The 23,489-nt window shown below is 66.0% G+C and carries 20 protein-coding genes; 15 read left to right on the top strand and 5 right to left on the bottom strand.

The genetic code is table 11. The annotated features are described in order from the left end of the window. Positions 1-7: 7 nt before the first annotated feature. The 3 genes from rnhA to ispH are packed head-to-tail and all read right to left on the bottom strand — an operon-like array spanning position 8 to position 2,406. Positions 8-439, bottom strand: a complete 432-nt coding sequence (rnhA, locus tag AQZ50_RS01040) for a ribonuclease HI (protein WP_067741389.1) — start codon at positions 437-439, stop codon at positions 8-10. After that, the gene (gene thrB, locus AQZ50_RS01035; RefSeq protein ID WP_067741386.1) at positions 436-1,407 is read right to left on the bottom strand and encodes a homoserine kinase; all 972 of its coding nucleotides are present in this window, start codon (positions 1,405-1,407) and stop codon (positions 436-438) included. The genes rnhA and thrB overlap by 4 nt, the downstream gene beginning before the upstream one ends. A 12-nt stretch (positions 1,408-1,419) precedes the next feature. Then, the gene (gene ispH / locus AQZ50_RS01030) at positions 1,420-2,406 is read right to left on the bottom strand and encodes a 4-hydroxy-3-methylbut-2-enyl diphosphate reductase (protein ID WP_067741384.1); all 987 of its coding nucleotides are present in this window, start codon (positions 2,404-2,406) and stop codon (positions 1,420-1,422) included. A gap of 198 nt (positions 2,407-2,604) precedes the next feature. On the opposite strand from ispH, the gene AQZ50_RS01025 reads away from it, so the two are divergent. From AQZ50_RS01025 to tatC, 9 genes are all read left to right on the top strand, one after another. Next, a complete protein-coding gene (locus AQZ50_RS01025) occupies positions 2,605-3,288 on the top strand; it encodes a hypothetical protein (protein WP_067741382.1) in 684 nt (227 codons plus the stop codon). Between the two features lie 118 nt (positions 3,289-3,406). Beyond that, positions 3,407-5,194, top strand: coding sequence for an arginine--tRNA ligase (gene argS / locus AQZ50_RS01020; RefSeq protein ID WP_067741380.1), 1,788 nt, complete (start codon positions 3,407-3,409; stop codon positions 5,192-5,194). Positions 5,195-5,225: 31 nt separating this feature from the next. Next, on the top strand, positions 5,226-5,969 hold the full coding sequence (locus AQZ50_RS01015; RefSeq protein WP_067741378.1) for an SPOR domain-containing protein: 744 nt from the start codon (positions 5,226-5,228) through the stop codon (positions 5,967-5,969). A gap of 70 nt (positions 5,970-6,039) precedes the next feature. Continuing rightward, positions 6,040-7,056, top strand: a complete 1,017-nt coding sequence (gene nagZ / locus AQZ50_RS01010) for a beta-N-acetylhexosaminidase (RefSeq protein ID WP_067741375.1) — start codon at positions 6,040-6,042, stop codon at positions 7,054-7,056. Then, positions 7,053-7,868: a segregation and condensation protein A gene (locus tag AQZ50_RS01005; RefSeq protein WP_067741373.1), complete on the top strand. Its 816-nt coding sequence runs from the start codon at positions 7,053-7,055 to the stop codon at positions 7,866-7,868. Before nagZ ends, AQZ50_RS01005 begins: the two co-directional genes overlap by 4 nt. 10 nt (positions 7,869-7,878) lie before the next feature. Beyond that, complete coding sequence (scpB, locus tag AQZ50_RS01000) at positions 7,879-8,448, top strand: SMC-Scp complex subunit ScpB (RefSeq protein ID WP_067741370.1); 570 nt, start codon at positions 7,879-7,881, stop codon at positions 8,446-8,448. 96 nt (positions 8,449-8,544) lie between these two features. Continuing rightward, positions 8,545-8,832 carry a Sec-independent protein translocase subunit TatA gene (locus AQZ50_RS00995; RefSeq protein WP_067741367.1) on the top strand — a complete coding sequence of 96 codons (288 nt, stop codon included), beginning with the start codon at positions 8,545-8,547 and terminating at the stop codon, positions 8,830-8,832. Between the two features lie 38 nt (positions 8,833-8,870). Beyond that, positions 8,871-9,284: a Sec-independent protein translocase protein TatB gene (gene tatB / locus AQZ50_RS00990; protein ID WP_067741364.1), complete on the top strand. Its 414-nt coding sequence runs from the start codon at positions 8,871-8,873 to the stop codon at positions 9,282-9,284. Beyond that, positions 9,281-10,075, top strand: a complete 795-nt coding sequence (tatC, locus tag AQZ50_RS00985) for a twin-arginine translocase subunit TatC (RefSeq protein ID WP_067741362.1) — start codon at positions 9,281-9,283, stop codon at positions 10,073-10,075. Before tatB ends, tatC begins: the two co-directional genes overlap by 4 nt. A 16-nt stretch (positions 10,076-10,091) precedes the next feature. Here tatC and AQZ50_RS00980 read toward each other — a convergent pair whose 3' ends face one another. Both AQZ50_RS00980 and AQZ50_RS00975 read right to left on the bottom strand, forming a co-directional pair. Continuing rightward, a complete protein-coding gene (locus AQZ50_RS00980; RefSeq protein WP_067741359.1) occupies positions 10,092-11,810 on the bottom strand; it encodes an amidohydrolase in 1,719 nt (572 codons plus the stop codon). After that, a complete protein-coding gene (locus AQZ50_RS00975; RefSeq protein ID WP_067741356.1) occupies positions 11,807-12,712 on the bottom strand; it encodes an NAD(P)-dependent oxidoreductase in 906 nt (301 codons plus the stop codon). The genes AQZ50_RS00980 and AQZ50_RS00975 overlap by 4 nt, the downstream gene beginning before the upstream one ends. 95 nt (positions 12,713-12,807) lie before the next feature. On the opposite strand from AQZ50_RS00975, the gene AQZ50_RS00970 reads away from it, so the two are divergent. The 6 genes from AQZ50_RS00970 (at position 12,808) to AQZ50_RS00945 (ending at position 23,441) form a co-directional block, all read left to right on the top strand. Then, positions 12,808-13,209 carry a VanZ family protein gene (locus AQZ50_RS00970; protein ID WP_067741353.1) on the top strand — a complete coding sequence of 134 codons (402 nt, stop codon included), beginning with the start codon at positions 12,808-12,810 and terminating at the stop codon, positions 13,207-13,209. 42 nt (positions 13,210-13,251) lie between these two features. Continuing rightward, positions 13,252-14,493, top strand: coding sequence for a threonine ammonia-lyase (locus AQZ50_RS00965; protein ID WP_067741349.1), 1,242 nt, complete (start codon positions 13,252-13,254; stop codon positions 14,491-14,493). A gap of 206 nt (positions 14,494-14,699) precedes the next feature. Next, positions 14,700-15,530: an arginyltransferase gene (locus AQZ50_RS00960; protein ID WP_067741346.1), complete on the top strand. Its 831-nt coding sequence runs from the start codon at positions 14,700-14,702 to the stop codon at positions 15,528-15,530. A 4-nt stretch (positions 15,531-15,534) separates the two neighbouring features. Then, the gene (locus tag AQZ50_RS00955) at positions 15,535-17,805 is read left to right on the top strand and encodes an autotransporter assembly complex protein TamA (RefSeq protein WP_231730044.1); all 2,271 of its coding nucleotides are present in this window, start codon (positions 15,535-15,537) and stop codon (positions 17,803-17,805) included. Then, positions 17,805-22,079, top strand: coding sequence for a translocation/assembly module TamB domain-containing protein (locus tag AQZ50_RS00950; RefSeq protein WP_067741344.1), 4,275 nt, complete (start codon positions 17,805-17,807; stop codon positions 22,077-22,079). Before AQZ50_RS00955 ends, AQZ50_RS00950 begins: the two co-directional genes overlap by 1 nt. A 102-nt stretch (positions 22,080-22,181) precedes the next feature. Continuing rightward, the gene (locus AQZ50_RS00945; RefSeq protein ID WP_067741342.1) at positions 22,182-23,441 is read left to right on the top strand and encodes a glycosyltransferase; all 1,260 of its coding nucleotides are present in this window, start codon (positions 22,182-22,184) and stop codon (positions 23,439-23,441) included. The last annotated feature ends 48 nt before the right edge of the window (positions 23,442-23,489 follow it).

Genomic DNA, 23,489 nt, shown 5'->3' with positions numbered 1-23,489 from the left:
CGGCGGGTCAGGCCGCCTTGGCCGCGTCGCTGGCGAGTTTGTCGACGCGCTCGTTTTCGACGTGGCCGTCGTGACCCTTGACCCAGATCCATTCGACTTTGTGCGGTCGCGCGGCTTCGACCAGCGCGCGCCACAAGTCTTCGTTCTTGACCGGCTTGTTGTCGGCGGTCTTCCAGCCCTTTTTGACCCAGCCGAACATCCATTTGGTCATGCCGTCGATGACATAGCGGCTGTCGGTGTGCAGTTTTACCGCGCACGGTTCGCGCAGCGCCTGAAGCGCGCGCAGCACGGCCGTCATTTCCATGCGGTTGTTGGTGGTCGCCGGGTCAGAGCCGGACAGCTCCTTTTCGGTAGCTCCAGCGCGCAACAATGCGCCCCAGCCGCCTTTGCCCGGATTGCCCTTGCATGCACCGTCGGTAAAAATCTCAATCGTTTTCAATCAAAAAGTCCCGTGTTGTCGCGATAGAACGTGAGCCGATGGGCCAGCGGCAAGGGATCCTTGCGCGTGACCAGCGCATCGGCCGGCGTGTTGATCCAGTCATAGGCGCGGCTCATCATGAAGCGCATCGCCGCCCCTTGCGCCAGAAGCGGCAGCGCGGCGCGTTCGGCGGCGGACAGCGGACGCACCGCTTCATAGCCTTCGATCATCGCGCGCGACAGGTCTTCGCGAAACGTGCCGTCGACCGTGTCCCAGCACCAGGCGAGATGCGTCACGGCAAGATCATAGGCGGTGATGTCGTTGCAGGCGAAATAGAAATCGATCAGGCCGGTGATCGTGTCGCCAAGCACCAGCACATTGTCGGGAAACAGGTCGGCATGGATCACCCCTTGCGGCAAATCGGTCGGCCAGGCTTTGGCAAGGCGGGGCAATTCCTCGGCAACCAGCCGCGCGAACGCGGGATCGATCGCAGCCAGCCCGGTCTCGCCGCAGGCCTCTGCGAGGCGGCGCCATTCGGCGATGCCCATGCCGTTGGCGCGCGTCGCGGGAAAATCGGCCGCTGCCTGATGCAGATGGGCCAGCTCGCCGCCGACCGCGCGCGCCTGGCCGGGGGTCGGCACGCTGACCGAAACGCCCGGCAGAAATTCGATCAGCGCCACGGCCTTGTCGCCGATCCGGCGGTACAGCGCGCCGTCGCGATCATGGATCGTGCGCGGCACCGGGCAGCCGTTGGCCGACAAGTGATCGAGCAATGACAGGAAATAGGGCAATTCGACGATGTCGATGCGGAATTCGTACATCGTCAGGATATAGCGCGCGCCGGTCCCGTCGCGGCCGGTGGTCTCGATCAGCCAGTTGCTGTTCGAAACGCCCTCGGCAATGCCTTTGGCGCTGACCAGCGTGCCGACGTCATAGTTCGCGATCAGCGCGGCCATCGCCTCTGCGCCGAGGTGGGTATAGACTGCCATTGTCGTCCGCTTTCACTCGACCGGCATGCTGTCGAGCAACTGCCTGGGAAGCTTGAACACCATGTGTTCTTCGGCGGTGGTCACGGTTTCGGTGGTGATGGCGCGAAACTGCGCCAGCCGATCGATCACTTCGCGCACGAGCGCTTCGGGCGCGGAGGCGCCGGCGGTCACCCCGATCGTGGTCACGCCGTCGAGCCAGTCGGCGGTGATTTCGTCGGCGCGCTGAATCAACTGGCCGCGTGCGCCGCCGCGCTGGGCCACTTCGACCAGCCGCAGCGAATTGGAACTGTTGGGCGCGCCGATCACCAGGATCAGGTCGCAGGCTTCGGCAATGGCCTTGACCGCAGCCTGGCGGTTCGAGGTGGCATAGCAGATGTCTTCGGCACGCGGGCCGACGATGCCCGGATAGCGGACTTTCAACGCGGCAATGATCGCGGCGGTATCGTCGACCGAAAGCGTCGTCTGCGTCAGATAGGCCAGCGGCAGATCCGCAGGCAGGTCGAGCGTGGCGACATCCTCGACGGTTTCGACGAGCGAAATGTCGCCTTGCGCCACCTGGCCCATCGTGCCGATCACTTCGGGATGGCCGCGATGACCGATGAACAGGATGTGGCGCCCCGCCTCGACCTGCCGTTCGGCCTGACGATGGACCTTGCTGACCAGGGGGCACGTCGCATCAAGCCAGTCGAGCCCGCGCGCGGTGGCATCGGCGGGCACGCTTTTGGGCACGCCATGCGCGGAAAACACGACCGGCGCGCCATCGGGCACGTTGTCCAGTTCTTCGACAAAGACCGCGCCCTTGGCTTTCAGCCCGTCGACGACATAGCGGTTATGGACGATTTCGTGGCGGACATAGACCGGCGCGCCATAGCGGGTGATGGCCCGCTCGACGATTTCGATCGCGCGGTCGACGCCTGCGCAAAAACCGCGCGGCGCCGCGATCAGCACGTGCAACGGTTGGGTCGACGCGATGGCGTCCTGTGCCGGATGATGGGTCATGAGCAAGGCCCTTAGCAGCGGTGGGGGCGTCTCACAAATGCCGATCTCAACCTGTCCCCGGCCGCAACCTGTCGCCACCGCAACCTGTCATTGCCCAAAGCGACGGGGCTGGCTAGAGAGGGGGCGGCAGGCGCGCGGCGTCCGCCCGATACGAAGCCCGATACGACGATAGACAAGCCCTAAGGATTGCGCGCCCCGATGTTCGCCAAACTTCCCCGACTTGCCCGGAACGGCGCGCTTGTTTCGCTGCCCCTCATGGTATCGATGCTGGCGCTGGCCGGTTGTTCCAAGAATCATGGCGAACTGGTGGTCGACGATACCGTCGGCGTGACCGCGCTGCGCAGCCCGTGCCCGATCGTCGAAATTCCCGAGATGACCGGCGATGTCACCGTGATGGCCCCCGGCCGCGCCGATGCCAGGGCGATCGACACGGTCGCCGTGATCACCAATTTGCGCAGCCACTGCAACGACGTCATGCGCCTGCCGCAATTGACGACGCATGTCGATTTCGACGTGGTGGCCCGGCGCACCGATACGCATGGCGCGCGTCATATCGATTTTCCCTATTTCTCGGTGGTCCAGCGCGCCGGCACGTCGATTGTCGCCAAGCACGTCGCGACCGTCGGGGTCGATTTTGCCGATGGGCAGGCCCGCGCGGTGGCACACGGTACGGCGACGACTCTGGTCAGCCGCGACGAAGCCTCGCTGCCCGCGCCGATCCGTGCGCGCCTGACGCGCAAGCGCAAGGCGGGCGATGCCGACGCGGCGGTCGATCCGCTGTCGCTGCCCGAAGTCAAGGCGGCGCTGGCCAAGGCGACGTTCGAAGTGCTGATCGGGTTTCAGCTGACCGACCGGCAACTGGCCTACAACGCCACCCGATGAGCGCGTCTGCGATCGGCGGAATGGCGCCGGTCCCGATCCAATTGGGGCCCTCGTGCGCGGCACGGGGGCTTTCCTTGCTGCATGATTATCCGCTATTGCCGCATTCGAGACCAAATTCATGACCGACACAGCACCTGACAGCGTGATCACCCCTGACTTCAATGCAGGGCGGGCGCTATTCGCCGAATTCGCCGCCGTCATCGATGGCGCGCTCGATGCGCTCGTAGCCGCGGGCTCTTTGCCTGCGGGTCTGTCGCGCGGCGCCGTGACGACCGAGCCGCCGCGCGATCCCGCGCATGGCGATCTGGCCACCAATGCGGCGATGGTGCTGGCCAAGCCTGCGGGCACCAATCCGCGCGCGCTGGCCGGCGTGCTGATCGCCGAGCTGGTCAAGGATCCGCGTGTTACCGGGGCGGAAATCGCCGGGCCCGGCTTCATCAATCTGCGCCTGACGCCCGCCACCTGGCTTGGCGAATTGCGCCTGATCGCGCGGGCGGGCGATGACTATGGCCGTTCGACGCTTGGCCACGGCAGCGTGGTCAATGTCGAATATGTCTCGGCCAATCCGACCGGGCCGATGCACATGGGGCATTGCCGGGGCGCGGTCGTGGGCGATGCCTTGGCGACATTGCTGGCCTTTGCCGGGCACAAGGTCATTCGCGAATACTATATCAACGATGCCGGCGGGCAGGTCGATGTGCTCGCCCGCTCGGTGCATATCCGCTATCGCGAAGCGCTGGGCGAAGCGGTCGGCGACATTCCCGAAGGGCTGTATCCGGGCGATTATCTGGTCCCCGTCGGGCAGGCGCTCGCCGCCGAATTCGGCGATCGCTATGCCGCCGCGCCCGAATCCGACTGGCTGATCGCATTCCGCACGCGCGCGGTTGCGGCGATGATGGCGATGATCCGCGACGATCTCGCGCTGCTGGGCATTCACCACGACGTGTTCAGCTCCGAAGCCGAATTGCAGGCGGCGGGCAAGCCGGCCAAGGCCGAAGCCTGGCTGCGCGCGCACGATCTGGTCTATGACGGCCTGCTCGAAGCGCCCAAGGGCAAAGTCGCCGAAGACTGGGAGCCGGTCGAGCTGCCGCTGTTCCGTTCGACCCGGTTTGGCGACGATCAGGATCGCCCGATCCGCAAATCCGACGGAAGCTGGACCTATTTCGGCGCCGATCTCGCCTATCATTTCCAAAAGGCGGAAACCGCCGACGCGCTGGTCGACATCTGGGGCGCCGATCATGCGGGGACGGTCAAGCGGATCAAGGCGGCGGTCGCCGCGCTGACCGGCGCCGCCGGGGGCACGCCCAAGCCGTTCGAAGTCAAGCTGGTGCAGATGGTCCAGCTGCTGCGCGATGGTCAGCCGGTCAAGATGTCGAAGCGCGCGGGGACATTTGTCACGCTCGCCGATGTCGTGCGCGAAGTGGGCCGCGATGTCGTGCGCTTCACCATGCTGACGCGCAAACCCGACGCGCAGATGGATTTCGATTTCGCCAAAGTGGTCGAAGCCTCGAAGGACAATCCGGTGTTCTATGTGCAATATTGCCATGCCCGGGTCTGTTCGACGTTGCGCAAGGCGGCGGCCGAAGGGCTCGCTCCGGGCGATGCCGTGCTCGATCGGCTGGGCGAAGAAGAACTGGCGCTGGTGCGCCTCGCCGCGCAGTTCCCGCGCGTGATCGAAAGTGCGGCCCAGGCGCGCGAACCGCATCGTGTGGCATTCTTTATTAACGATCTTGCCGCAGGGTTCCATGCGTATTGGAACATCGGCAATGACCGGCCCGAAAAGCGCTACATCGTTGCCGGCGATGACGCACTGACTGCCGCGCGGCTCTTCCTCGCGACGCAGATCGGGCAGGTCATCAAGAACGGGCTCGCCATCCTGGGTGTGACGGCAGCCGAAGAATTGTAACACCCGCGCGAAGCAAGGGAACACGGGGTCGATGCACGCAGACGAACACGGCGAAGCCGAAACCGCGCAGAACGGACCGTTTCATGGCGACGAAGCGCATGAAGCTGCGCCATCGCTCGATCTGGGCGAGGAAGAACGCCTGCCCTGGCTGGAAAGCGCCGACGATTTCGAGGCGGAGCAGGCCAAGCGCGGCCATCACCGCCTGATCGCGGCGGCGGTTGTCGCGCTGATCGTGCTCGCGTTGCTGGTCGACGGGATCTACTGGCTGACTCATCGCGGCGGCTCGGCCAAGCCTGCCGACGGCAGCCTGATCGAAGCGAGCAAGGAACCCTACAAAATCGCGCCGGGCGATCCGGGCGGCAAGAAATTTGCCGGTACGGGCGATTCGAGCTTCAAGGTCAGCCAGGGCGAACACCCCGATGCCAGCCTGGCCGGCAGCGCGGGCACGACCCCGCCGCCTGCTGCCGCGCCATCGCCTACGCCTTCGGCAGCCGCAAAAGAGCCCGCGCATGAAGCTTCTCCGGCCAAGCCTGCCGGAGGCGGTGTCGCGGTTCAGGTCGGCGCCTATTCGAGCAATGCCCTGGCCGAAGCGGGCTGGGCGCGGCTGACTGCCGGGCACGACTTGCTCAAGGGGCTGGGCCATCGCGTGGTCGAGGGCAAGGCGGACATCGGCACGGTCTATCGTCTGCAGGCGCTGGCCTCCGACGGCAGCGCGGCGACGAGCCTGTGCAGTCATCTCGAAGCCGATGGTGTAAAGTGCCAGGTCAAGCGCTGATCTTTTTCCCCCGCCGGTTCAAGCCTCGCGCTTGCCGACGGGGCGGCCTTTGCGCCATGTTAGATCGATCATGCTACCGGCAATATTTGGCCTTTCCGGCCCCGTCCTGACCGCCGAAGAGCGCGCTTTCTTTCGCGATGCCGATCCGGCCGGCTATATCCTGTTTGGCCGCAATGTGGTCGATCGGGCGCAGTTGCGCGCGTTGACCGATGATTTGCGCGCGCTTCACGGGCGCGCGCAGACGTTCATCTGCATCGATCAGGAAGGTGGCCGCGTGGCGCGGATGAAGCCGCCGCAATGGGGCCCTTATCCGCCGCAAGGGGTGTTTGCCCGGCTCTATGACCTTGCGCCGGTCAGCGCGATCGAGGCCGCGCGCGCCAATGCCGAAGCGCTCGGGCTCGATCTGGCCGAAGCCGGGATCACGGTCGATTGCCTGCCCTTGCTCGATGTGCGCCAGCCCGGCGCGGATGACGTGATCGGCGACCGCGCTTTGGGCACCGAGCCGATGCGCGTTGCCGCCTTGGGCCGCGCCGTGCTCGACGGGCTTGCCCGCGCGGGCGTGACCGGCGTGGTCAAACATATCCCCGGCCATGGTCGCGCGACTGCCGACAGCCACAAGGCGCTGCCGACCGTGACCGCCGAGGGCGTCGATCTCGAAACCGATCTCGCCCCGTTTCGTGCGCTGGCCGATGCGAAAGCGGCAATGACCGCGCATGTCCGCTTTACCGCGTGGGACGACAGCGCGCCGGCCACTTTGTCGGCGCGGGTGATCGGCGATGTGGTGCGCGGTGCGATCGGGTTTTCCGGGCTGCTGCTGTCCGACGATTTGGACATGGAGGCGCTGACCGGCACGATTCCCGAACGCGCGGCGCGCGCGCAGGCGGCGGGCTGCGACCTTGCGCTCAATTGCTGGGCGCGGATGGACGACATGATCGGCATTGCCGCCGCGCTCGCACCGATGAGCGACGACAGCGCGGCACGACTGGCGCGCGCGCTGGAGGCGACCGACATTGCCCCCGTCGATCTGGCCGAACGCCACGGCGCACTGGTGGCCCGGCGCGATGCGCTGCTGGCGCTGGTGGAATGAGCGAAGCGCCGCCTGTTCTTCAGACCGACGACGAGGCGGACTGGCTACCGATCGCTTCGGCGCCGGGCGGTGATGATGCGCTCTATCTCGAACTCGATGGCTGGGAAGGGCCGCTTGATCTGCTGCTCGATCTCGCGCGGCGGCAAAAGGTCGATCTGCGCCGGATCTCGATCCTCGACCTGGTCGATCAGTACCTCGTCTATATCAACCGCGCTTGTGCGCTGCGGCTTGAGCTTGCGGCGGACTATCTGGTGATGGCCGCCTGGCTGGCCTATCTCAAATCGCTGCTGCTGCTGCCGCGCGATCCGGAAATGCAGCCGAGCCCGGAAGAACTGGCGCTGCGGCTGCAATTGCGGCTGCAACGGCTGGGTGCGATGCGCGAGGCGGCGTCGCGGTTGATGGCGCGCGACCGGCTGGGCCGCGACGTGTTTATGCGCGGCGCGCCCGAAGGGATCAGCATCGACCGCAAGGCGCGCTGGATCGTCGGGCTGTACGACGTGATTCAGGGCTATGGCACGATCAAGGCGCGCAATGCGCCGGTGGTGCATATCGTCCGCGAACGCCCGGTGATCACGCTCGAAGCCGCGCTTGAACGCGTGGCGCGGCTGCTGGGCGTGGCGCGCGACTGGGTCGATCTGCGCGCCTTTCTGCCGCGTGTAGAGCCGGGTGCCGATCCCCGGCTGACTCGCTCGGCTTTGGCCTCGAGCTTTGCCGCCGCGCTGGAACTGGCCAAGCAGGGCCGGGCCGAACTGGCGCAAGACGATGTGTTCGGGCCTTTGCGCTTGCGCGCGGCACAGGCGCATGCGGTATGACCGGGGCCGAATGACCGGGGCCGGGGATGATCTGGTGCGCGCGGTCGAGGCGACGCTGTTTGCGTCCGAGACCCCGCTCACGCCCGAAGAGATCAGCCGCCATCTCGGCGGCGCCATGGTGCGCGGGGCGCTCGAATCGCTTGTCGCGCACTATGCCGGGCGCGGGGTCGAACTCGTCGAGCGCGGCGGGCGCTGGCATTTCCAGACCGCGCCCGACCTCGCGCATCTTTTGCGGCGCGAACGCGAAGAGCCGCGCCGACTGTCGCGCGCGGGCGTGGAGGCGCTGGCGATCATTGCCTATCACGAGCCGGTCAGCCGCGCCGAGATCGAGGCGATTCGCGGGGTGCAGACCGCGCGCGGCACGCTCGACGTGTTGATGGAGGCGGGCTGGGTGCGCATTGCCGGGCGCCGCGAAGGGCCGGGGCGACCGACGATCTATGCCACGACGCCGGCGTTCCTTGCGCATTTCGGTCTGACCTCGCGCCGCGATCTGCCGGGGATAGACGAATTGCGCGCCGCCGGGCTGCTCGATCCGATCGATGCGGCCTATGCCGCGCTGACCGGCGAAACCGACGAATAGCCGCACCCTTTCGACAAGAGGCGCAATTTGTATCGCCCTTGCGTCTGGCGGTTGGCGCAAAAAGCGCCTATCTGGAGCGCAAGAAGGAGATTTACGATGGGTGGCCTGTCTCTACCGCACCTGATTGTTCTGGCGTTGGTGGTCCTGATTCTGTTCGGTCGCGGCCGGATTTCCGACATGATGGGCGATTTCGGCAAGGGCATCAAAAGCTTCAAGGAAGGCATGGCCGACGAAAACAATCGTCCGGTAACGCCGCCTCCGTCGCAGCTTCCCACGTCGCAGCTTCCCACGTCGCAGGCTCCTCAGGCCCCCGCTCCGACGGTGCAGCCGCCTGCGGCCCAGCCGGTTTCCGGCGAACATCAGGGCCCGACCGGCGCTGCATGAGCTGTCTTGTGCGCGCTGATTGCCGGCTGGCCTGACCCATGTTCGATATAGCCCCTTCCGAATTCCTGCTGATTGCGATCGTGGCCGTGGTGGTCATCGGGCCCAAGGACTTGCCGATGGCGTTGCGCACGGCGGGCCGGTGGATCGCGCGCGTCCGGCGCGTGTCAAACCATTTCAAGGCCGGCGTCGAAACCATGATCCGCGAGGCGGAAATGGAAGAGATGGAGCGCAAGTGGCGCGAGCAGAATGCCGCGATCATGGCCGCCACCCCGGTCGTCGATCCGGCTGCGCTGCCGATGGTGGAGCATGGCCCCCTCGAGCATCCGCCCGTGGAACATCCGCCAATCGATCCGCTTGTCGCCGCGCACGCCCCGACGGAACCGATGCACGAACTGCCCGCACCTTCCGCGCCCGAGGCTCCCGCCGCCACGCATCCTGACCATACGGCATGATCAACGACATCGACCAGACGCAGGCCCCGCTGCTCGACCACTTGCTCGAACTTCGCACGCGCCTGTTGCGCGCGATCTATGCACTGGTGATCGCCTTTGCCGTGTGCCTCTATTTCGCCAACGATATTCTGGGCATTCTGATCATTCCCCTGGCGCGCGCCTTTCCGCAAGGCACCGGGCGGCTGATCTATACCAAGCTCTACGGCGCGTTTTTCGTCGAGATCAAGGTGGCGCTGTTTGCCGCCACGCTTGTCAGCTTTCCGGTGATCGCCAACCAGCTTTGGGCGTTCATCGCGCCCGGTCTCTATGCGCGCGAAAAAAAGGCGTTTCTGCCGTTTTTGATCGCGACGCCGTTGCTGTTTTCGCTGGGTGCCAGTCTGGCGTATTTCGTAGTCATGCCGACCGCATTTCGCTGGTTCATCGGCTTTCAGGGGATGCACGGCGGGCTGCAACTCGAAGCGTTGCCGGGGGTCGAGGAATATCTCAACCTGGTGATGCAGTTCATCCTCGCGTTTGGCGGCAGTTTCCTGTTGCCCGTGCTGCTGATGCTGCTCAACCGCGCGGGCATCCTGTCGCGCGATCAGCTGGTCGCGGCGCGGCGCTATGTCATTGTCGGGATCGTTGCGCTGGCCGCGCTGATTACCCCGCCCGATGTCGTGTCGCAGTTGATGCTGGCGATCCCGCTGATGATCCTGTTCGAAGGCACGCTGATCGTCATGCGCTTTGCCGAAGCGAAAGACGCCCGCGAACGGGCCGAGGGCGAAGCGGACGAAAGCCAGCCGGCGGCCTGAGCGCCCCTGACCCCGGTCAAGGCTTGGGAGGGGGCGCCTCTTTTTGCGTCTTTGCATCGATCGGCGCTTCTGCATCGTACGTCTTGCCGCCGCCGACCCAGGTCTGCAGCACTTTGGTCTTGCGGATTGCTTCGGGGGCGGCGCTCATCGGATCGGTGTCGACCAGAATGAAATCGGCGCGCAGGCCCGGTGCGATGCGACCGAACCGCGTTTCGGCAAAGCCTGCCCACGCCGCGGCACTGGTATAGCCGGCAAGCGCGGTCAGCCGATCGACGCGTTCCTGCGGTTGCCAGCCGCCGTCGGGCGCGCCGGTTTCGTCCTGCCGGGTCAGCGCGACGGCCAGCCCGGTCCACGGATCGGGGCGTTCGACCGGCGTATCCGACCCGAATGCCAGCACCGCGCCCTCGCGCTTCAGGCTGGCCCAGGCATAGGCCCCGCGCAAGCGGTCGGGGCCCAGCCGCGCTTCGGCCATCTGGCGGTCAGAGGTCTGGTGGACCGGCTGCATCGAGGCGACAATGCCGCCATGCGCGGCAATTCCGGCCACCAGCGGCCAATCGGCGGGATCGATGATCTGCGCATGTTCGATGCGCCAGCGGCGGTCGCCGCCATAAGTATGGCCAAGGTCGGTGATCGTGGTCAGCAATGTGGCATTGGCCTTGTCGCCAATGGCATGGACGGCGACCTGGTATCCGTCCATCGCCGCCCGGCTCATCAGATTGCCCAGTTGCGTTTCGGTCAGTTGCGGCAGGCCGCTGGTGCCGGGATGATCGGTATAAGGGGCCTTGAGCCAGGCCCCGCGCGATCCGAGCGCGCCATCGGCATAGAGTTTGACACCGCCCATGTGCAGGCGGTCGGCATAGAGCCACAGCGTCGGGCCGGTCCCGCCGATCGCCGCCATCGTCTCGGTGCCCTGGGCATAGACCATGATCCGCACATAAAGCCGGTTGGCATCGCCCGCGCGGCGAAAGGCCAGCCATTCGTTGATTTCGGTGCCCATGTCGGCCACCGCGGTAATCCCGCGTCGGGCAAAATCGGCCTCGGCGGTGGCCAGCGCGAGATCGAGGTCGCGCGGTGTCGGCGTCGGCACCGCCTTGTCGACCAGCGTTCGCGCATGATCGACCAGCACCCCGGCGGGGCGCCCGTCGGCCAGGCGCTCGATCGATCCGCCATCGGGCGTGACCGTGGTGGCGCTGACCCCGGCTGCGCGCAACGCCGCGCTGTTGGCCCAGCCGGCATGGCCGTCGGCGCGGTCGAGCCAGACCGGGCGGTCGGGCACGATCCGGTCAAGCTCTGCCGCCGTGGGAAAGCGGCCCAGATGCCAGCGTTCCTGATTCCAGCCGTTGCCGATGATCCATGGCCGTTCGGGATGCGCCTTGGCATAGGCCGCAATCTTGCCCAGCGCATCGTCGAGCGAGGTGGTGTCCGACAGATCGAGCGTGAGCAGCGCAAAGCCTGTCGCGATGACATGGGTATGGGCATCGATCATGCCGGGCAACAGGACGCGTCCTTTGCCGTCGATATGATACTGATAGCCCTTGCGTCCCTGTTTCGGCCGCTTGTCGCCGGGGGCATAGACCGCCTTGATCACCCCGGCATCGTCGAACAGAAAGGCGCCGAACGTCTTCAGCGCGCCGTCGGGGCCGATCGTTTCGCCCCTGACATTGTCGACCAGCGTATCGGCCTGGGCCGGTGGCGAAAGCGCAAGGAGGCCTGCCGCCAGTGCGAACCGCTTCAATTCCCGCCCCTCCGGGGCAGGCGCCGGATGAGCGCGCTGGTATCCTGTCGCCCGCCGCCCATCGCCTGGACATCGGCATAGAACTGATCGAGCAGCGCGGTGATCGGCACGCTCGCGCCCAGATTGCGCGCTTCCTCGATGGCCAGGCCAAGATCCTTGCGCATCCAGTCGATGGCAAAGCCAAAGTCGAATTCGTCGCGCGCCATCGTGTCGAAACGGTTGTCCATCTGCCACGATTGCGCCGCGCCGCCGCTGATCGCTTCGAACAGCGTGTCGAGATCGAGCCGCGCGTTCTGGGCAAAGCGGATCGCTTCGGACAGCCCGGCGATCGTCCCGGCAAGGCACATCTGATTGGCCATCTTGGCAGTCTGGCCCGCGCCCGATTTGCCGACATGGACCACGCGCTTGGCATAGGCGGACAGGATCGGGCGCGCCGCATCGACCGCCTTTTCGCTGCCGCCGCACATGATCGACAGCGTGCCCGCCTCTGCGCCCGATTGCCCGCCGGTTACCGGGGCATCGACGCACAGCAGTTCCTTGTCGCGCCCTTCGACGGCGATCTGGCGCGCAATCCGCGCCGAGACCGTCGTGTGGTCGATAAACACCCCGCCGCGCCGCAGCGTGCGGAATGCGCCATTGGGGCCGAGCACGACATCGGCAAGATCATCGTCATTGCCGACGCAGGTGATCACTGCGTCGGCGCCTTCGGCGGCTTCGGCAGGGCTGGCGGCGACGCGGGGGGAAAGCTCGGGATTGGCCGCCAGCCAGGCTTGTGCACGCGCCGGGGTGCGGTTGTAGATGGTCAGGCGGTGCCCCGCCTGGCCAAGGTGACGGGCCATGCAGGATCCCATCACGCCAAGGCCGATGAAAGAGATGGCGAGCGGTGCGGTCGTTTCGGTCATGACTGACGTGTTTAACCGGTTTGCCGTCGCTTGCCAGTCCGTTTGAAGGGGCGATCGCGCTTGTCGGGGGCGAAGGCAGCAGCTAGCGCTTTGGCATGATCCAATCCGCTGCATCGCCCCACCCGCGCTCGATGATGTCGCACCCCCTTGCGCAGGTTCTGTTCTGGCTGGCGTCCGCCTTCGCCGTGACGATGGCGCTCTTGCCGCATCCGCCGCACATGCCGATGGATGCGCTGGGTGACAAATTTGAACACATGCTGGCTTTTGCCACGCTGACTTTGCTCGCCGCTTTCGCATTTCCGGATGCGCCGCGCTGGCGCATTGCCGAGCGACTGTCGTTCCTTGGCGCGCTGATCGAGGTGACGCAGTCGATCCCGTCGCTCCATCGCGATTGCGACATTCGCGACTGGATTGCCGATACTGTGGCGATCGCGGTCATGACCGGGCTGATCGCGCTGGCGCAATTTGGTCGCGATCGGTCAAGAAACCGCCCTTGAAGCCCGTTCCCATCGCGCGCTCTTTGGATTAGGGGCGTGCAGATGACAGCTCCTGCTTTTTCCGAAACCGTCCCCAGCCTGACCCTTGACGATGTGCGAGTCGCCGCGACGCGCATTGCCGGGCAAGTCGTTCGCACGCCGACGATGCACAGCAAGACGCTGAGCGCGATGACCGGGGCGGAAATCTGGCTGAAATTCGAAAACCTGCAATTCACCGCCGCATACAAGGAGCGCGGCGCGCTCAACGCGCTGTTGCAATTGACCGAGGAGCAGCGCCGGCGCGGGGTGATCGCCGCTTCGGCCGGGAACCATGCGCAAGGGCTGTCGTACCATGGCACGCGCCTAGGTGTGCCGGTCACGATCGTGATGCCGCGCACCACGCCGACGGTAAAGATCATGCAGACCGAAAGCGTCGGCGGCACGGTCGTGCTCGAAGGCGAAACCTTTGACGAGGCTTATGCCCATGCCCGTTCGATGGAGCGGCAGATGGGGCTGACCTTCGTCCATCCGTTCGATGATCCGCATGTCGCGGCGGGGCAGGGCACCGTGGCGCTCGAAATGCTCGAAGACGTGCCCGATCTCGACATGCTGGCGGTGCCGATCGGCGGCGGCGGGCTGTTGACCGGGATGGGCACGGCGGCGCGCGGGATCAATCCGAATATCGGCCTGATCGGCGTGCAGGCGCTGTTGTTCCCGTCGATGTTCGACAAGCTGAAGCATGAAGACCTGCCCTGCGGCGGCGATACGCTGGCCGAAGGCATCGCGGTCAAGGAGCCGGGCACGTTTACCTCGGCGGTTCTGGCGGGGCTGGTCGATGACATCGTGCTGGTCGACGAAGCCCATCTCGAACAGGCGGTCTCGCTGTTGTTGCAGATCGAAAAGACCGTCGTCGAAGGTGCGGGCGCGGCAGGGCTGGCCGCGGTCATCGCCAATCGCGAAATTTTTGCCGGGCACAAAGTCGGCATCGTGTTGACCGGCGGCAATATCGACACGCGCCTGCTCGCCAATGTGCTCCTGCGCGATCTGGCGCGCTCGGGGCGGCTCGGTCGGCTGCGCATCACGCTGCAGGATCGCCCCGGCGCCCTGTTCAAGGTGGTCGAGGAATTCAACCGTCATCAGGTCAACATCCTCGAAGTCTGGCACCAGCGCATCTTTACCTCGCTGCCCGCCAAGGGCCTGACTGCCGAGATCGAATGCGAGGCGCGCGATCGCGACCAGATCGACCGCCTGGTCGAAGCGCTGCGCGCGCGCGGCTACGAGCTGGAACAAGTCGAACTGGGATAATCTTTACGTCTCGCCTTGCGGCTGTCCTGCGCCGGGACAGCGGCGAAGCGACGGGGCACGCAGCGCCGATTTTGGATGAGCAAGCCCTGTTCCGAGTGTGATTTTCGTGGTTAAAGTCCTTTAACCGCGTCGGCGGGTGCGGCATTGTCGCAGGCGTTGGCAGATGCCGGGCTCTTCCGGCAGCAGCAAAGGACATTGGCCGTCTCGTGAGCGCCCCGGTTCGCTTCCCCCGCTTTTTCGTCACCAGCCCCGGCCCGTGCCCCTATTTGCCGGGCCGGACCGAGCGCAAGGTGTTTACCGAGCTGAAAGGCGCCAATTCCGACGAGCTCAACGACGCGCTCAGCCGGATCGGTTTTCGCCGCAGCCAGACGGTCGCCTATCGACCGAGCTGCGACGGGTGTACGGCATGCGTTTCGGTGCGCGTCGCGGCGCGCGAGTTTCGCGCTTCGTCCAGCCAGCGTCGAACCGCGAAGCAGAATGCCGACCTGATCGTCTCGGTGTGCAAGCCCTGGTCGACTCCGGAACAGTATGAGCTGCTTCAGGCCTATTTGTCGGTGCGTCATCCCGGCGGTGGCATGGCAACGATGGATGAGGTCGACTTTGCCGACATGGTGGAGCATACACCGGTACGCAGTTATGTCGTCGAATATCGGGAGCCCAATGTCGATGGCTCTCCTGGTCGATTGGTCGGGGCGTGCCTGACCGATCATCAGGGGGACGGGCTCTCGATGGTTTACAGTTTTTACGATCCTCATCATCCGACGCGGACCGGGCTTGGCACTTATATCATTCTCGATCACATCCGGCACGCGAACGACATCGGCCTGCCCTATGTCTATCTCGGCTATTGGGTCGAAGGATCGTCATGCATGCAATACAAGGTCCGCTTCCGGCCTATGGAGCGGCTCGGCCGCGACGGCTGGGAACGATTCGACCCTGTCGAACAGGCGGTTGCCATCGATCGTCTCGGCGCCGGTTCCCGCATCGCCGAGGATGCCGGAAAGGATGGCCTTATCACGGCCTGTTCGCGCGCCTGAGCCGGTGACCGATTTCCGGAATGCCGGGTCGGTCTGCCTTTGGGCGCTCATCGCCGCGCTGGTGTCGGTTCCGGCAGAGGCGCAGACGCAGCCGACCGATCCTGCGTTGACCGCGCTGATCCCCGACAGCGCGGTCGCCGATCCCCAGCAATGGGCGCTCGATACCGACGCCGCGCATCATGCGCCCGATCCGCAAAGCCTGCCCGATGTCACCTGGCTTGACGGCCATGACGGCATCGCGCCGGTCTCCGGGGCTGCTGCGGGGGCGATTCCGGGGTCGGCCATTCCGGGGTTGACCATCGCCTGGCCCGACACCTTTGAGGTGCCCCCGGTCGAACTGCTGAGCCCCGATCCCGACATTGCCGACGTGGCCAGCGTCACGCGCGAAGCCGGCGCGGCGCTTGACGTTGCCATGCCGCGCGGCGGCTGGCGGGGGCCGCTGGGTGCCGATGCGGTGGTCCGCCATGCCGGGCCGGGGATCGATCTCGTTTTCCCGCATGATACGGCGCTGCCCGAAATGGACGATCTGCTCGATCGTTTTGACGAACTGTCGTCGCTGCGCACGCTCGGACGGGGGGATGACAACCTTGCGCAGATGTCGCGGCGCGCGCAGGACGATGTCGGCGTGTTGATCCAGATCTTGCGGGTCTATGGCTATTACGATGCCGAAGTCAGCCAGAATCTGGTCGGGCTTTCGGCGGCGGCGATCGCTGTGCAACCGTCTGCGCCCACGGTCAAAGCGCATGGGCCGACGCCGCCGGCGGCGACCGTGCGGTTCGAAATCGTGCCCGGCCCGCGCTATCCGCTTGCGGCGATCGACCTTGGCGACATTGCGCGCAGCCCCGATCAGACCGCGCTGATCACCGCCTTTGCGCTCAAGACCGGCGATCCGGCCAACACCGAGACGATCCTCGCTGCACGCGGGCGGTTGATCGATCAGCTCGGGCATATCGGTTATGCCTTTGCCAAAGTCGGCGATCCCGCCTTGTCCGTCGATCACGAAGCGTTGAACGCCGATCTTGCGCTTCCGGTCACGACCGGGGGCAAATATGTCTTTGGTCAGGTAACCAGCTCGCTGCCTCGCTTCATCAACGCGCGACATTTGCAACGCATGGCCCGCTTCCGTCGGGGCAAGACCTTTGATCACCGTCTGGTCGACGATTTCCGTCAGGCCGTGCTGTCGACGGGGATCGTCGGCGGGGTCACGATCGCTCCGCGCGAAGTGAGCCCGCCCACTGCCGCCGCGCCGGGGATTGCCGATCTCGATGTCACGCTGACCAAGGGGCCGCAGCATTCGGTGACCGCGCAGATCGGCCAGTCGAGCGGCCAGGGGTTCTATGTCGAGGGCAGTTGGGAAGATCGCAACATGTTTCCGCCCGAAGGCATGGTGCGTGTGCGCGGGGTGCTCGGCACGCGCGACGAACTTGCCGGGCTGACTTTCCGTCGCAGCAATTTCCTTGCGCGCGATCAGGCATTTACGGCTGATCTTTACGCTCAGGTGCAAAACACCGACGCCTATGACGCGCATACGCTGTCGGCGACCGCCAGCCTGAGCAAACAGAGCACGCTGATCTTTCAGAAGCGATGGGCATGGTCGCTGGAGATCGAGGCGATCGCGACCAGGGAACTGGCCGCAGGCTCGGCGCCGGGTACGCCGTTTACCGCCTATTTCATCGGCGCCTTGCCGATGACGCTGGCCTATGACGGCAGCAACAATCTGCTCGATCCGGTGCGCGGCATTCGCATCGCGGGCACCGTGTCGCCCGCCATCTCGATTCAGGACGGGCCGCGTTCGTCCTATGTCATGACTCAGTTCGACGCGAGCGCCTATCAGCCGGTGTCCAAGCTGGTCGTGCTGGCCGGGCGGGTGCGTCTCGCCTCGATCAGCGGCACCTCGATCGACAATATCGCCCCGTCGCAGCGGCTCTATGCCGGTGGCGGGGCCTCGATCCGGGGCTATGCCTATCAGGCGGTGGGGCCACGCGATTCGAGCAACAATCCGCTTGGCGGCCTGTCGGTCAGCGAATTCTCGCTCGAGGCGCGGGTGCGTACCGGGCTGTTCAACGGGGCGTTCAGCGTGGTGCCGTTTCTCGATGGGGGCATGACGGGCACGACACCCACGCCGACGATGCGCGGGGCCAAATTCGGCGCGGGCATCGGCGTGCGCTACAAGACCACATTCGGGCCGATCCGTATCGACATCGGCACCCCGCTCAATCCCTATCCGCACGACAGCCGGATCGGCGTGTATATCGCGCTGGGGCAGGCATTCTGATGAGCGAGACCGCGCCCCCGCCCCCATCCTCCCCGCAGGAACCGCCCCGCAGGCGGACCTGGGCTGCGGCGGCGCTGCGGCTGGCCGGGCTGATCGCGCTCGGGCTTGCCGCGATGATCGCCTTCGGGCTGCTCGTGCTCGATTCGCCGCTGGGGCATCGGCTGGTGACCGACCGGATCGCCGCGCTGAAATTGCAGACCGGGCTGGTGATCACGATCGGGCGGATCGACGGGTCGCTGTTCGGCACGTCGCAATTGCACAACGTGGTGTTCTCCGATCCCGCCGGGCGGTTCATGAATGTGCCCGACATCGAGCTGGACTGGCGCCCGTTGCCGGCGCTGCGGCTGCTTGCCGGCTTGGGCGGCGGGCTCGATATCCGTAACCTGACGCTGCATCGCGGGCTTTTGCTGCGGGCGCCCCGGCTCAATCCCACCGATCCCACCGCGCCGATCCTGCCTGATTTCGACATCCGGATCGATCGCTTCCGCGTCGACGGGTTGACCGTGGCGCCGGGGCTGGCGGGGGCAAAGCGGCGCATCGATCTCGCCGCGCGCGCCGACATTCATCGCGGGCGCCTGCTCCTGTCGTGCGGCGGACGGCTGGGCGGGCGTGATCGCCTGTCGCTGCATCTCGACAGCGAGCCCGACCGCGACCGTTTTTCACTCAATCTCGACTATCGCGCGCCGCGTGACGGGCTGCTTGCCGGGCTGACCGGTGTGCATCACGGTATTGTCGCGCGGATCGGCGGCGCGGGGCGCTTTTCGCAATGGCACGGCTGGGTTCTGGCCGAAGCTGACGGGAAGCGCATGGCAGGCGGGCTGGTCGACAATCGTGCGGGGCAATACCGTCTTGTCGCGCTGCTGCGTCCGGCGGCGGCCATCGCAGGGCTCCCCGCGCAATTGGCCGGGGATCGGCTGGCCGTGACTTATGCCGGGTCGTTTGTCGATGCGCGGCTCGCCGGGCGCTATCACCTCGCCAATGCGCTGGCGCGCCTCGACGGGCAGGGCGCGATCGATCTGGCAAAAAACCGCGCCGACGCGTTGGCGCTGACGCTGCGGCTGGTGCGGCCGGACCTTTTGCCCGCAGACTGGCGCGCATCGGTTCAGCCGGGCCCGGCGGTGCTGACCGCGCGGCTCGACGGCGCCTTTACCGATCTTGCCATCCGCCACGATCTGGCGCTGACCCGGCTTGCGGCGGGTACGGCGCGGTTTGACGGCCTGCATGGCGCAGGGGTCGCGCATTGGCGCATGACCCGGCAGGGCGGGCGGCTCGACGTGCCCCTCGCGGTCAGCGTTGCGCGGGTCGATACCGGGACGCCATGGCTTGACCAACGGCTCGCCGGGGCGCGGCTGACCGGGGCGCTCGGCTTTGACGGCACCACGCTGTCGGGCGATGGCTGGCATCTGGCGGGGCGCGGCGTGACGGCCGATCTCGTGCTCAAGGGCGATGTCCGGCGCGGCGGCTATGCGCTGGCCGGGCGGGTTGATACGCATGGTTTTGGCGTGCCGCAGCTGGGGACGCTCGATGCGACGGGCAAAGGCGTGCTCGTGGCGGGGCGGGGCATTCCCTGGACGCTGGCGGTCAATTATGCGGGCAATGCCGGGCACTTTGCCAATGCCGGGCTGAGCGCCTTTGCCGGGCAAACCGCGCATCTGGCGGGCAGCCTGCATTGGGGGGCGCTGCGCCCGCTGCAATTTGCCGACATGCGGATTTCCTCGCCGCGCGTGACGATGACGGTCAAGGGCAGCTACGGCCCCGACGGAAAGCTCGATCTTGCGACCGAGGGCCGCCATGCCGACTATGGCGCTTTTGATGCGCAAGCGATGATCGATCGCGGCACAACCCGCGCAGAGGCCCATCTGGCCGACCCTGTGCCTGCGGCCGGGGTCAAGGCGGTCACGCTTGCGCTCGCGAGTGCGCCGGGCGGGTATCATCTGGATGCAAAGGGCGATTCGCGGCTTGGCCCGATCGCGGCGGCGATCGATTTCAGCATTCCTTCCGATCCGCGTCCCGGCGATCCGGCGCGGATGACGTTGTCGGATGTGCGCGTGTTCGATACCCGGCTGAGCGGAACGCTGGCGTTTGGCGCGGACGGGCTCGACGGCGATCTGACACTGGCAGGCGGCGGGCTCGACGGCACGATCCATCTGGCCGGGCGCAAGGGCGCGCCGGGCGAGGGGGGGCAAGCGGTCGATGCGGCGATCAACGCCCATGCGGCAAAGTTCGGCGGGGACAAGCCGATCACCATCGGGCAGGCCAAAGTCACGCTCAAGGGCCTGTTTTCGGCGGGCGATGCCACGCTCGACGGCTCGCTCCAGGCACAAGGGGTCGCGGTCGGCGGGCTGTTTATCGGTCGGCTGATCGCCGATGCGACAGTGGTCAACGGCTCGGGCTCGATTACGGCCTCGCTTGCCGGGCGGCGCGGCACGCGCTTTGCCTTGCAGGGCACCGCCGCCTTTGCGCCCGACCGGGTGATCGCCTATGTCGCGGGCGATTACGCCGGAAATGCGATCACCATGCCGCGCCGCGCGATCCTGACACGCGATGGCGATGGCTGGCGGCTGGAGCCGAGCCAGATCAGCTTCGGCAGCGGCGCGGTGATCGCCAGCGGGCGGATCGGGGCCATCGCCTTTGCCGGAAGCGAGACCGAATTGCATGTCGCGGTGTCGCGCATGCCCTTGTCGGCGCTCGACATCGTCTATGCGAACCTCGGCCTTGGCGGCTATGCTTCGGGCGTGATCGATTATCAGAACGATCACACCGGCGCGCCGGCAGGGCACGCCGCGCTGGCGGTTACGGGGATGACCCGATCGGGCCTGGTGCTGACGTCGCGCCCGCTCGATCTGGCGCTGGTGGCAAAGCTTGACGAACGCGCGGTTCAGGTGCGCGCGGTGGCGCGCGAGGGCAAGGCGCCGCGCATGCGGCTGGAAGCACTGGTCTCCGATTTGCCGCGCGGCGGAACGATGATCGAGCGCGTGCGCGGCGGTCGGCTGCGCGGACAATTGCGCTATGCCGGGCCGGCCGATGCCTTGTGGCGGCTGGCGGCGATCGATGCCTTCGATCTGACCGGGCCGGTCGGTGTGGCCGCCGATGTTTCCGGCACGATCGACAATCCGGTGTTGACCGGCGCGGTTGCCAGCCACGGCATGCGCGCGCAAAGCGCGATCAGCGGGTCCGATGTCCAGAACATCGATCTCGTCGGCAGCTTCAGCGGGGCGCATTTGTCGCTGGCGCACTTTACCGGAACGACGGCCAACGGCGGACGCATTGCCGGCAGCGGATCGATCGATTTCAGCGACGTGTCGTCACAACGGCCGAAAGTCGACATTCGCCTTGGCGCGACGAACGCCGAACTGGTCAATCGTCCGGAAATGGGCGCGACGATCACCGGGCCGATGCGTATCGTTTCCGACGGGCAGGGCGGCACTGTTGCCGGGCGGCTGCGGATCGATCGTGCCCGCTGGGTGCTGGGCCGTACCGCCGCAGCGCAAGGCTTGCCGACAATCGCGGTGACCGAGCGCAACACGCCCGCCGATGTCGCGCCGCCGCCGCCGCGCGGCGCGCCATGGAAACTGCTGATCGATGCCACCGGCGCGAACCGGATCGACGTGCGCGGCATGGGGCTTGAAAGCGAGTGGCAGACCGACGTGCGCGTGCGCGGCGACACCACGACGCCGCAAGTCTTTGGCAGCGCCGAAGTGATCCGGGGCAGCTATGAATTCGCGGGAAAGCGGTTCGATCTGACGCGCGGGCGGATCCGCTTCAACGGGGAAACCCCGATCGATCCGCAGCTCGACATCGTCGCCACCGGCGATGCCAACGACATTTCCGCAACGATCAGCATCGCCGGATCGTCGCAGCACCCGCAGATCACATTTGCCTCGACCCCTGCGTTGCCCGAAGAAGAACTGCTCAGCCGTATCCTGTTCGGCAGCTCGATTTCGCAGATTTCCGCGCCCGAGGCGATTCAGCTTGCCTCGGCGCTGGCTGCCTTGCGCGGGGGCGGCGGGCTGGATCCGATCAACAAGCTGCGCGGCGCGATCGGGCTCGATCGGCTGCGCGTGTTGAGCGCAGACCCCACCATCGGGCGCGGCACGGCGGTAGCGGTGGGCAAATACCTCGGGCGCAAATTCTACGTCGAACTGGTCACCGACGGGCACGGCTACAGTGCAAGCTCGATCGAATTTCGCCTGACCCGCTGGCTGTCGCTGCTCGGCACGATCTCCACGGTCTATGATGAATCGATCAGCCTGAAATTCACCAAGGATTATTGACGGTGATCCTTTCAGTGGTGCGCAATCACCACTGACACCAAAAATTACAATTCGCGGCGCAACGGAGTCACTGTGATGTCATAGCGTCATGGCTGAACTGCCATGGTGATTGCAATCGACCCCGTACTGCCCATCTGCGACCTCACCCAAAGCTATGCGCCTGTGGGCGGGGGAGGTATCGGCACGTATTTGCGTGAAAAGCGCGACTATGTGCTGTCGAACAGCGACTTTCGGCTGGTGCAGATCGTGCCCGGGCCGGTGGATCGGGTGATCGAGAACGGCCGCCACGTCTGGGTCGAGATCGGTGCCGAACAGGTTCGCGGGAGCCCGAATTATCGGTTCATTACCCGCACATCGGCGGTGCGCGCGGTGCTCGAACAATACCGCCCGCAAATCATCGAATCGCAATGCCCGTGGGTCTTGCCCTGGACGGCGATCAACTATCGCCGCGCGCATCCCGATACCGCGCTGGTTGCCGGTTATCACACCGACTTTCCCAATACCCACGTCTATCGCGTCGGTGCATCGCTGTTTGGCGATTTCGTCGCGCGGGGGTTGCGTCGCCTGTCGGCCAGCTATGCCGAACGGACCTATCGCGAATTCGACCGGGTCTATACGCTGGGGCAGGATATGCGCTCGATGCTGGCGCAATATCAGGTGCCGCATGTCGATGTCCTGTCGCTGGGCGTCGATGCCGAAACATTTCATCCCGCGCGGCGCGATCCAGGGCTTCGCGCCGAACTGGGTCTTCCCGAAACCGGGCCGCTGCTGGCTTATGCCGGGCGCATCGACAACGAAAAGCGCGCCGATCGCCTGCTTTCGATGTTTCGCCAGTTACCGCCCGAGCTTGGCGCGTCGATGATCCTGATCGGCGACGGCAAGCTGCGTGCGCCTATCGCGGAAGCTGTGCGCGGCCTGCCGGTGGTCTTGCCCGGCTATTGCGCCGATCGGGCGCAACTGGCCCGGTTGCTGGCCTCTGCGGATGTCTATGTCTCGGCGATGGCCGATGAAACCTTTGGCCTTTCGGTGCTTGAGGCACAGGCCTGCGGGCTGCCGGTGGTCGGATTTGCATCGGGCGCCATGGTGCACCGGGTGCCGCGCGGGCTTGGCGAGCTGGTCGAACTCGACGATGTGGCAGGTATGGCCCGTGCGGTGGCCGCCGTTTGGCATGGCGATCCGCACGCGATGGGCCGCCGCGCCCGGGCGCATGTCACGGCGCGTTTTTCGTGGGACCAGACGTTTGAGACGCTGTTTGGCGAAGTCTATCCGCGCGCGCTGGTCGCATCACGGCGGCGTCAGCACAAGCCGGGCTGGTTCCGGCGCAGCGATGCGCAGCAAGTGCTGGCGGGGCATCTGAGATAAAGCAACGGGGGGCGCGTGAAGCGCCCCCCGCCGATGTCTTGCGCGTTA

The sequence above is a fragment of the Novosphingobium sp. Fuku2-ISO-50 genome, from assembly GCF_001519055.1.
Classification (GTDB): domain Bacteria; phylum Pseudomonadota; class Alphaproteobacteria; order Sphingomonadales; family Sphingomonadaceae; genus Novosphingobium.
Note: the sequence above shows the minus strand (reverse complement) of the source record. Positions and strands in the feature narration are given on the sequence as shown.